At 62.7% G+C, this 10,343-nt stretch carries 5 protein-coding genes; 3 read left to right on the plus strand and 2 right to left on the minus strand.

Annotated elements, in window-relative coordinates; translation table 11 throughout:
- Window positions 1-1,021: 1,021 nt before the first annotated feature.
- Window positions 1,022-3,952, minus strand: a complete 2,931-nt coding sequence (locus FBR05_13080) for a hypothetical protein (GenBank protein ID MDL1873112.1) — start codon at window positions 3,950-3,952, stop codon at window positions 1,022-1,024.
- Window positions 3,953-5,267: 1,315 nt separating this feature from the next.
- Here FBR05_13080 and FBR05_13085 point away from each other — a divergent pair.
- From FBR05_13085 to FBR05_13095, 3 genes are all read left to right on the plus strand, one after another.
- A complete protein-coding gene (locus FBR05_13085) occupies window positions 5,268-6,464 on the plus strand; it encodes an iron-containing alcohol dehydrogenase (GenBank protein ID MDL1873113.1) in 1,197 nt (398 codons plus the stop codon).
- The gene (locus tag FBR05_13090) at window positions 6,464-6,877 is read left to right on the plus strand and encodes an SCP2 sterol-binding domain-containing protein (protein ID MDL1873114.1); all 414 of its coding nucleotides are present in this window, start codon (window positions 6,464-6,466) and stop codon (window positions 6,875-6,877) included. Before FBR05_13085 ends, FBR05_13090 begins: the two co-directional genes overlap by 1 nt.
- Window positions 6,878-7,153: 276 nt before the next feature.
- Window positions 7,154-8,299 (plus strand): acyl-CoA dehydrogenase, encoded by a 1,146-nt coding sequence (locus FBR05_13095; protein MDL1873115.1) that lies wholly within the window; start codon window positions 7,154-7,156, stop codon window positions 8,297-8,299.
- A 206-nt stretch (window positions 8,300-8,505) separates the two neighbouring features.
- Here FBR05_13095 and FBR05_13100 read toward each other — a convergent pair.
- Window positions 8,506-10,343 (minus strand): MBL fold metallo-hydrolase (locus FBR05_13100; protein MDL1873116.1); only part of this gene is annotated, 1,838 nt, incomplete at its 5' end.

Raw genomic sequence — 10,343 nt, forward strand, 5'->3', positions numbered from 1 at the left:
AGGGCGGCTTCTACACCAGCCAGGACGCGGATTTGGTGCGGGGCGAACACGGAGCCGAATATTTTTCCTTGGACGACGGGGCGAGGCGAAGGCTGGGCATCCCCCGCGTCGACCGAAACCGCTACGCGCGGGAGAACGGCTGGGCTATCGAGGGGCTGGTCGCGCTCTACCGCGCGAGCGGCGACGCCGAGGCCCTGCGCATGGCGCGGGAGGCGGCGCTTTGGGTCTTGCGCCACCGCGCCCTGGATCGCAGCCCCTTCGCGGCGGCGCGTTGGTTGGCTTCGCGCGGGACGAATCCGGCGGGCGGCTTCAGCCATGGCGAGACGGACGCGGGCGGCCCTTATTTCGGGGACAGCCTAGCGATGGGGCGGGCCTTCCTGGCGCTCTACGAGGCCACCGCCGAGCGGGAGTGGCTGCGGCGCGCGACGCTCACCGGCAGATTCCTGGCCGCGACTTTCCCCTCCCCAGACGGGGCGGGCTATGTAACGGCGGCGGAGGGAGGTCCCTTGGCGCCGGGGCGCAGCGTGGATGAGAACGTCGCCGCCGCCCGATTTTGGAATCGGCTTTCGCACTACGGCGGGCAAAAGGAATTTCGGGACTACGCTCGCCGGGCGATGCGCTATTTGGCCCTCCCGGCGATGGCGACGGATCGCCTTACCGAGGTCGGGATCTTGCTGGCGGACGAGGAGCTGAGTCGGGAACCCCTGCACATCACCGTCGTCGGCGGCAAAGACGAGGCGAGGGCGCGGGAGCTCTTTATCGCGGCCCTTGCCTATCCTTCGGATTATTTGAGGATCGAATGGTGGGACCGGCGGGAGGGTCCGATGCCCAACCCCGACGTGAAGTACCCGGAGATGCCCAAGAGCGCGGCCTTTCTTTGCGGGAGCGGGCTGTGTTCGAGCCCGATTTACGAGGCGGCGGACCTGGCGATCCGGGCGAGGAAATTCGCGGCCCGCGCGGAAAAAAATCAAGCCGCCCCGACGCCAGAGGCCGGAGCGGCTCGATCCGATTCGGTCCCGTTTTAGCGCGGGTTTCTTCGGAACCTACCCGGAGCCTTGAATCGGAGTAACATCCATGGGGCGAGGCCAAGGCCCAAGGCCAGCAGGCCCGCCATGGCCGCCGGATCCGCCGAAGCGGCTTGCCGGTTCAGCGAGCAGGCGTAGCCTTGGCAGCCGTTGGCTCCGTCGCCGAAGTCGCCGGAGCCTTGCAGGCAGCTCGGTCCGGTCGGCCCGCCGCCTTGCCCGGAATCGTCTCCGCCTTCCTCGCAGGCGTCGCCGACGCCGTTTTGGTTGGAGTCGGCTTGGTCCGGATTGGGCGTCTGATCGCAGTTGTCCGTTTCGTCGCAGACCCCGTCCGCATCCGTGTCGGTGCATCCCGGCGGCGGGCAGTTAGGGATCGGCTCGTGGGCGCAGCCGACCTCCACGTCGCAGGAATCGGCGGTGCATGCGTTGCCGTCGTCGCAGCTCAAAGCGGTGCCTTCGCAGAGGCCTTCGCCGTTGCACTGCTCGTTTTCCGTGCAAGCGTTGCCGTCATTGCATTCCGCTCCCAAGTCGGGCGTGTTGGAGCAGGTGCCCGCGACGAAGTCGCAGCTGTCGATGGTGCAGGCATTGCCGTCGTTGCAGTCCTCGTCGCCGGAACATTCACACTGCGACAGGTCGTTGAGGCATTGGCCCGTCTTGGGATCGCAGCTGTCCTCCGAGCAATCCCGCTCGTCGGCACAGGACTTCGGGCTTCCGCTTTGGCAGCTGCCCTCGGAACAGACGTCATTTAAGGTGCAGAGATTGCCGTCGTCGCAGGCGTCCTTGTTATTGGTGGGGACGCACGCTCCGGAGCCGTCGCAGGTATTGTCGGTGCAGACGTTGCCGTCGTCGGTGCAGACGGTACCCGCAGGATCGTTGCAGCTGTCCTTCTCCTCGTCGCAGCTGTCGGCGCACTCGCCGCCGGCTGCGCAGGGATCCCCGGCGTGCAGGCTGCAGGTGCCGGCGCCGCAGGTGTCCTTGCCGTTGCAGAACAGCCCGTCGTCGCAGGGGTCGGAGTTGTCGCTGCGGACGCAGGTTAGGGTCTTTAGGTCGCAGTACTCGTCGGTGCAGGAATTGCCGTCGTTACAGTCGGCGTCCTGGACGCATTCGCACTCCGAGGTCGGCGCCTCGCATTCCCCGGTCTCGGTATCGCAGTAGTCGGGGGTGCATTCGATGCCGTCGTCGCAGGTCTTGGGCGTGCCGTTGCAGGCGCCGCCCGAGCAGACGTCGTTCTCGGTGCAGGGCTTGCCGTCGTCGCAGGAGTCGTCGTTGTTGATGGGGACGCACTCGCCTTTGCCGTTGCACTCGTTGTCGGTGCAGACGTTGCCGTCGTCGGTGCAGGTGGTGCCGGCCGGATCGTTGCAGCTGTCCTTGGCCTCGTCGCAGCTGTCGGCGCATTCGCCGCCGGCGGCACAGGGATCCCCGCCATGGATGCTGCAAGTTCCGCCGCCGCAGGTGTCCTTGCCGTTGCAGAACAGCCCGTCGTCGCATGGATTCGAGTTATTACTGCGGACGCAGGTCAGGGTCTTCAGGTCGCAGGACTCGTCGGTACAGGAATTGCCGTCGTTACAGTCGGAGTCCTGGACGCATTCGCACTCCGAGGTCGGTGCTTGGCATTCTCCGGTCTCGGCATCGCAGTAGTCGGGGGTGCATTCGATGCCGTCGTCGCAGGTCTTGGGCGAGCCGTTGCAGGCGCCGCCCGAGCAGACGTCGCCGACGGTGCAGAGATCGCCGTCGTCGCAGGATTCGGTGTTGTTGGTGGCGACGCATTCGCCGGAGCCGTTGCATTCATTGTCGGTGCAGACGTTGCCGTCGTCTTTGCAAGCGGTGCCGGCCGGATCGTTGCAGCTGTCCTTTTCCTCGTTGCAGCTGTCGGCGCATTCGCCGCCGGCGGCACAGGGATCCCCGCCATGGATGCTGCAAGTTCCGCCGCCGCAGGTGTCCTTGCCGTTGCAGAACAGGCCGTCGTCGCAGGGATTCGAGTTATAACTGCGGACGCAGGTCAGCGTCTTCAGGTCGCAGGACTCGTCGGTGCAAGAATTGCCGTCGTTACAGTCCGAGTCCTGAAGGCACTCGCATTTATCCGTGGGCGCTTGGCATTCCCCGGTCTCGGTATCGCAGTAGTCGGGGGTGCATTCGATGCCGTCGTCGCAGGTCTTGGGCGTGCCGTTACAGGCGCCGCCCGAGCAGACGTCGTTTTCGGTGCAGGGCTTGTCGTCATCGCAGGTATCGTTGTTGTTGACGGGAACGCATTCGCCGGAGCCGTTGCACTCATTGTCGGTGCAGACGTTGCCGTCGTCTTTGCAGGCGGTGCCGGCCGGATCGTTGCAGCTGTCCTTTTCCTCGTTGCAGCTGTCGGCGCATTCGCCGCCCGCGGCGCAGGGGTCCCCCGTGTGAATGCTGCAGGTGCCGGAGCCGCAGGTGTCCTTGCCGTTACAGAACAGGCCGTCGTCGCAAGGATTGGAATTATCCCTGTGTCCGCAGGTGAAGTCCGCTTTACAAAAATCGTCGGTGCAGGAATTTCCGTCGTTGCAGTCCGCATCCGTGCGGCATTGGCACTGGCTATTGTCGTTGGAGCATTCGCCGGAGGTTGAATCGCATTTGTCGACCGTGCATTCGACTCCGTCGGAACAATCCTTCGGTCCTCCGGGAGCGCAGCTTCCGCCTAAGCATTGATCTCCGACGGTGCAGGGATTTGCGTCGTCGCAGGAATCAGTGTTGTTGCCATGGGTGCACTTTCGTGTGTTGGGGTCGCAGATGTCATCGGTGCAGATATTGCCGTCCTCGCATTCCGCGTCCGATTTGCATTCGATTTTACAGTCGGCATCGCAGCCGTCTCCGTTGACGTTATTGGCATCGTCGCATTCTTCCCCTAAATTGGGCTCCAATACGCCGTTTCCGCAACCGTCGCATTTGCCAAAGGTGTCCTTCACTCCGCTTAGATTCGTGCAGGAACAGTCCAGAGTAGGAAAATTACAGAAGGAGGGCGGGTTTCCCGTTCCATTCGGGAAATTGATGCAACACCATTTTGCCAAATGGTCGTCATGACCGTTTACGATACCGCTTTGAGATGGGCAGATCTCTCCCGCGCTGCCATGGCATATGCATTGGCCGACATTTGGATTTACGTCGCATGCCACCGTAGACCAGCCGGGCTCCGCATAGACGAAAGAAATGCTGCCGACGACCAAGATAAACAGCGCCCGGATCAGCGCGCCTTTCATGCCGCGGTTTTGAGTGTTCCAACAATCCTCGATATGGCTCTGAGCTTTGACTGTTTCCATGATTGTTCTCCATCGAACGCAATTGGAGCCTGGACCGCTTGGGACAGAAATATCCCTCCCTCGAAGACGGTCGTCTCCGCGTTAATAATTCGCCGCCGGTGGGCGTTTCTTAAGTCAGACTGTGTTTTTTCTTGAGTCTCTCGCGAGCGTTTGGCGTTGGGACCGGATCGGTCGCCAAGCTTAAGGGGAATCTGGATCGGAGTGCAGCATCAAAATTCCCTTACCCGTAATGATGCACGCTTACTCACTCTGGGAGACTGAAATTCAATTTTTAACGAACGATATTTTCTTCACTCAACAGGTAGGGAGGAAATGGAGACGGCTCCTAGGACAGTCAATGGAGACCCCTTCCGAAAGGGAGGGAAGTTTGGATGGAGTAGCTTTCATTTTCCTTACCCGTAGGCCTCGGGCGCCCGCGCTGATATGAAAGGGGCTTCCTGGCCTGCACTTTACCGCAGCAATTTCGAGGCCATCGCCTGAAATTTTTCAATGGGTCTATGAAATGGAAAGGGATTTTGACTTATCGGGAATGGATGCAGGGTAGGCTGGGTTGAATTTTTCTCTTTCAAACTGATAAGAGTGACTAAAAAATGACGCCCGCGGTCATCATATATAGGTGTTCATTACCGTTCTCGAAGGGTAGGGCGGGAGGGTGAGTAAGGCTGGATTATTTCGCATCGAAATGGATGAATACCCCTAATCTTGGAGGCAGTAGTGTTACCCGGAACCTTGGATGCCCCCGGCTCATGGAGTGCTTGAGATTTTCTCATTAGAGAAAATAAACTTCGCCCTGTAAAGGCCTGTACGAACAAAATCGACGATGTTTCATTAAACGAATGATATTCCGAAAATATTTCCGACAGAAAAATTCGCAGGCATACGTGGGTCTGTGCTTGTTCGGAGTTAGGTAGGAAATTATTTGCCCAATCCTTTGATTTCACTCAAAGATTGACGATCCTCCAGGATACGATTACGCTCAGTCCCCGTGGGCATCGACTTCTATCAATTTTATCTCAACACCAAGATCCTCTTTCAGCCCGGGATTTCCAGGGATTTCGCCAACGAGCTCGCTCAGCTGCCGGTCCGAAAATTCCTCCTAGTGACGGACCCCTTCTTCGCGGAGAACGGCGTCGCCGATGCGGTCCGCGCCGGCATCGAGGGCGCAGGCGCCGAGGTGGTCGGCCTGTTTCGCGACATCCCGCCCAACAGCGAGGTCGGGGTCGTCAAGCGCTGCGCGGCCGCGGCCGTCGCCGGCGGCGCGGAGGGCATCGTCGTTTTGGGCGGCGGCTCGGCGATGGACACCGCGAAGGCGGCCAATATCGTCTTCAGCCTGGGCGGCGACCTGGTGGCGGACTATTCCGGCAGCCAAACGATCCCGCGGGCCTTGAATCCCCTGATCGCCATTCCCACGACGGCCGGGACCGGAAGCGAGGTGACTTCCTCGGCGGTGATCTTCGACGAGGCGACCCAGCGCAAGCTCTCCTTCAACGACGCCTTCCTGCGCCCGCAGCTGGCCTTGCTGGATCCCGAGCTGACCCTCTCGCTGCCGCCGAAGGCTACCGCGATGACGGGGATGGACGCGCTGACCCACGCGATCGAGGCCTACACCAGCGCCCAGACCAACCCGATGAGCGACGCCCTGGCGATGAAGGCGGTCAAGCTGATCCGGACGCATCTCTTGAAGGCGGTGGAACAAGGCCAGGACCTCGAGGCGCGGTCGCAGCTGATGATCGCCTCGAACATGGCGGGCATCGCCTTCGACCACGCGATGGTGGGGGTTGTCCACGCGATGTCCCACGCCACCGGCGGCATTGCCCACGTCCCCCACGGTCTGGCCAACAGCATCTATCTGCCCCACGGCATGGAGTACAACCTCGAGGTCGCCGCCGAGCGCTACGCGGGGCTGGCGCGCCGCTTGGGCATCGACACGGCGGGGATGAGCGCGGCGGATGCGGCTAGGGCGGCGGTCGGGGCGGTGCGAGAGCTTCGCGCCGAGTTGAAGAGGGCCTGCGGCCTGCCCGATCGGCTGCGCGACGCGGGCGTCGCCGAGGGCCAGCTGGAGGAGATCGCCGCGGCGGCGGTGGAGGACGGGGCCAGCTTCTTCAATCCTCGGGAAGTGGTTTTTGACGAGGTCTTGAACAAAATTCGGGAGGCGTACTGATGTCCTACTTTCAATCGACGCAGCAGCTGCAGGATGTCTTGGGCGGTTTCTTTCAGAGGCTTTTCGACGATCCTCAGATCGGACCGAAGCTGCGCGAGGCCAAGCTCAAGCTGCAATTCCAATACAGCGATCCGGAGCTCTCGATCTCCGCCGACACCGCGCAAAATCCCGTGAAGCTGCTCTTCAACGACGCCGCCTTCAAGCCCGAGGTGCAGATGAGCATGAAGGCCGACGTCGCCCACCGCTTCTGGCACGGCAAGGTCAACCTGATCGCGGCCCTGACCCGGCGCGAGATGGTGGCTAAGGGGCCCATCCCCAAGATCTTGAAGCTGCTGCCCGCCATCAAGCCCGCCTACGACCTCTACCCGGAGTATTTGAAGGAAAAGGGCTTTGAGAATTTGATCCTTAAATAAGCCCTTGATCGGTTGTCGCGAACAATTGTAAGGGCGTGCGTGGCGTTGCATTATAAGGTGCGCCTGGCGCGGGGGCCGGGGAGGTGTTCCGCTCCGGCTTTTCCGAAACTCGCGGTCTATTAGATGGTCGTGCAGAACGCCCGGATGGTGCTTGTGAGAGTGACTATATAAGGACGCTCAGACAGTCGGAAAAGCCTCCGCGGAACACCTCCCCGGCCCCCGCGCCAGGCGATCTATTTGATTTTTTGTGTTTCTATTTTGGAGAAGAATGAAATGCTGAATTACGACCTCACCCCCGAACAAGACATGCTTCGCAAGACGATCCGCGATTTTGCGGAGAAAGAGATCAAGCCTGTCCGGCAGAAGCTCGACGAGAAAGAAGAATTCAGCGTCGAGCTTACTAAAAAAATGGGACAACTCGGCTTGTTCGGCATGACGGTTGACCCGAAATGGGGCGGACAGGGACTGGACTACCTTTCTTATTGCATCGCCGTGGAAGAGATCGCCCGCGTCGACGGCTGTCAGGCCGCCACGGTTGCTGCTGAAAATACCTTAGGCATCCTGCCGATCTACCGCTGGGGAACCGAGGAGCAGAAGAAAAAATACCTGCCCGAGCTGTGCAGCGGCGAAAAGCTCTGGGGCTTCGGCCTGACCGAGCCCGACGCAGGCAGCGACGCCGGCAACAGCAAGACCAACGCGCGCCTCGAAAACGGCCAATGGGTCATCAACGGTAGCAAGATCTTCATCACCAATGCGGCCAATCCCATCACCGCGGGCGTCACCGTCCAGGCCGTGACCGGCAAGGACGGCGACAAGAAGGAGATCAGCTGCATCATCGTCGAGCAGGGCACGCCGGGCTATACCGCCCGTGAGATGCACAAGAAACTGGTCTGGCGCAGTTCCAACACGGCCGAGCTCTACTTCGAGGACGTGAAGGTCCCCGAGGGCAACCTGCTCGGCAAGCGGGGCGAGGGATTTAAGATGATGCTCTCGACGCTCGACCACGGCCGCCTCGGCATCGCCGCGATGGGCGTCGGCGGGGCCCAGGGCGCCTTCGAGGCCGCGCTCGACTACGCCAAGGTCCGCAAGACCTTCGGCGTCCCGATCTGCAAGCACCAGGCGATCGCCTTCAAGCTGGCCGACATGGCGATGGAGATCGAGGCGGCCCGCAACCTCCTCTACAAGGCCTGCTGGCTCAAGGACCAAGGCCGTCCCTTCGGCAAAGAAGCCGCCATGGCCAAGCTCTACGCCTCGGAAGTGATGAACCGCGTCGTCAACCACGCGGTCCAGATCTACGGCGGCTACGGACTGATGGAAGAATACCCCGTCGCGAAGTTCTTCCGCGACCAGAAGCTCCTCGAAATCGGCGAGGGGAGCAGCGAAGTGCAGCGGATCGTGATATCGCGGCATCTGGGCTGCTGATCGTTTAATAAAGCCTAAAATAGATCGTCCGGTGCGGGGCGCGGAGGGTGTTCCTCGGAGGCTTTTCCGACTGTCTGAGCGTCCTTAATTAGTCACTCTCATAAGTACCAACTGGATGCTCGGCACGACCATCTAATAAACCGCGAGTTTCGGAAAAGCCGGAGGGGAACACCCTCCGCGCCCCGCACCGGACGCGCCGCATAATCCTACCGGCGCCGTCCTCTAAAATACTCCGAGAGATCGAAGAAGCCCGCCTCCCCCGCGACCCACTTGGGCACCCGCGCCCCCGCCGCCGCCTCCGCCGCGACGTGGTAGACGCGCACGCGCGAGGTGTCGACGCCCAAGGCCTCCGCCTGGTCCAGCAGCTCCCGGGTGCGCGCGGGCGGGATGTGGATCGGCGGGACGCCGCCTTCGATCAAAAAGACCGGCGGCGGGCGCTGCGCCTTCGAGGCCATCAGCAGGGCGTTGTGGCGCAGGATCTGCTGCGCGCGGCCCACGCTGAGCAACGGCGGCTCCAGCGCCTGGGCCTGCGTGTGCCGCCAGATGTCGACGTGGTCGGCGAAGGTGTCCCCGGTGAAGGAGACGACCAGGCGTCCGCGCCGGACGTCGGGCCGGTCGTAGATTTCGAAGCCGATCGTCGGCACGGGATGGAAGGAATACTCGGGCCTCAGGTGCAGGCCGAGGATCTCGGCGAAGGCCTGAGGATAGATCGGCGAGAAGTTCCACTCTCCGCCCAATTCTCCCAAGGCCTGGGCATATTGTCGTTGCAGCATCCGGAAAATGGTCGGGGTGGTATAGAATTTCAACTCGGGCAGGGCGGCGCGCAGCTGGGGGACGGCGTTGCCGTAGTGGTCGGTGTGGCCGTGGGTCAGCAGGACGCCGTCGATCGAGGACAAGGGCAACCGCATGGCGCGGAAATATTCCAAGGTGCTCGAGGGCGGGTCGACGATCACAGCCTTGCCGCGATTCCAGATCATGAAGCCGCTGGTCTCCTCGCGCGGCGTGAAGCCGTGGCCGGTGCCGATCGGCCAAAGGGCCGGGCGCCCCTCGCGCAGGACGCGGCGCCGCGCGTCGCGGGCCGCGGGAGCCGGCCGCGGCGCAGCCGGAGGCGCGGGCAGGGGAAAGCTCGAGAGGTCGACGACGCCCAGGGAGGCGCCGCCGTCCAGGATCTCGTAGCGGCCTGGGTTCAATTTTCTGACCACGACGTCGCCCCAGGCGAACTCTCCGACCTCGTTGAGGTGATCGATCTTCCGCAGGGCCTCGGGCTCGGCCGCGGGAAAGCCGCGGCGGATCTCCTCGCCCATGCGCGGCGGCGCGATGGCGCCCGGTGCGTACTCGCGCAGGACCTGCTCGGTGAGATCGGCCTCGCGGGGGCCCAGGTAGGAGAGGTCGAGGAATTCGCGCAGCCGCCGCGCCGTCGGCGCATCGTGCGTCACCAGGGTCGTCTCGAGGCCGCGTGTGACGAAGTACATGTATTGCATGAAGTCGGCGGGCAGGAGCCCGTCGTGGCGCGCGACATAGTCCAGGTCGAAGACGTAGAGGGTGGGCAGGAGCCGCTTAACTTCCTCGCGTTGCAAACGTCCGCCGCCGGCTTGGGCGAAAATTTCGAAGGCGTCCTTGTTCGTCCACATCGGGACGCCTAGCTGAAGCCAGCCTTGCGAGGTTTGGACCATTACGCCGCCACGGGGCAGGGCGCGCAGCCGGTCGGCGGGCAGCGTCGTGCGCGGGACCTTGAGGATCGAGACATCGTTGGTATTGGCCGGCGGGGCGTTCGGCAGGAGCGGTTCCTTGCCGCCACCCCGGCCTCGGCCGGAGGCGGACATCGCGAAACTGGTCCATTCCCCGACCCGCGAACCGGGATCCGCGGCCGGTCTTATACCGGCGAAGATGCCCTGCGGCGCGAGCTCGAGGAGACCGGGACGCGGCGGGCGGGGGAGGCGTGCCAGCAGCTCCGCCTGCGCGTCGAGGCCGCGTTCCCAGGCGGTGAAACGCGGGCCGAAGGCGTGGTGGCCCAATCGGCCGGCGACGTTGAATTGGACGAGCA

The organism is Deltaproteobacteria bacterium PRO3 (assembly GCA_030263375.1).
Lineage (GTDB): Bacteria > UBA10199 > UBA10199 > DSSB01 > DSSB01 > DSSB01.

Bases quoted from the DNA above. Each gene is read 5' to 3' on its own strand.
- FBR05_13090 (MDL1873114.1), top strand. From the start codon at position 6,464: ATGTCCTACTTTCAATCGACGCAGCAGCTGCAGGATGTCTTGGGCGGT.